This is a genomic window from Bacillus sp. mrc49, from assembly GCF_002803435.1.
This window is the reverse complement of sequence record NZ_PHNG01000211.1, coordinates 1-858: the sequence shown is the minus strand read 5'-3', so window position 1 is coordinate 858 and position 858 is coordinate 1. Positions and strand designations below refer to the sequence as shown.

Below are 858 nucleotides of genomic sequence, written 5' to 3'. Positions count from 1 at the left end.
GTAAGTATCCAAGCTCTGGCCCTTCTTCACCCACAAAAGATAAACCGCCTTTAAAGGGCCCTTGAAACGTACCTTTAGCATTTTCAGGAATGCTGCCGGGTTTGAATTGAGGTGGGGAAGAGGTTTTTTCTTTATTTCCAAATACACGTTTAACCCAACCAATCGCACCCTTCAACCAGTTGTTTAAACCCTCAAACGCTTTTCCTACTCCACGGGTTTCTTTTTGAGCATTTTCAATGTTTATCTCTTTTTGCTTTTTAGATGCTTTAACGGACTCATCTTTTTGGAGGGTTGCATTCTTTATAACACCCTCTTTTTTCTTTCTAGCTTGTTCGATGGTTTTGTCTCTTTCCTTGTCTGCATTATTAACAATTTTGTTATATTCATCTTTGGAAATGACGCCTAATTTTTTGTATTGTACTTCAGCGTTATGCACTTTACTATTACGTTTTTTCTCAGCATTTTTTTTCGTATCTTTAAATTCTTTTTCGGCTGCTTTAATGGTTTGATTCATTTCTTTTGTGGTAATATCATGACGCTGCTTACTTCGCCTCTTGTTAATGGCGGTTATTTCATCTTCACTTTTGGTCGTTTTATTAATTTTTGTATTATACATACGATCATTAATTTCGTTAATTTCACGTTTTTCATCACGAGTAAGGGCTCTTTTTTCTTTAGAGGCATTACTCATAATTTGCTTAACGCGGTCATTGTCGTCTTTGACTTTTTCAATTTCAGCTTTATGCTTTTCATCTAATTTTTTCAGGGCTTCATCTTTATCTTTTTGGGATAAGTCTTTATTGGATTTCAAAGCTTTTACTGCTTCGACACGTTCTTCTTGATGCCGATCCTTTAAGG

Annotated in this window: 1 pseudogene; it reads right to left on the bottom strand. The window is 35.7% G+C overall.

Features of this window, described 5'->3' with window-relative positions:
- Positions 1 to 858: pseudogene (locus tag CVN76_RS01500) on the bottom strand (hypothetical protein); the annotation flags it as partial.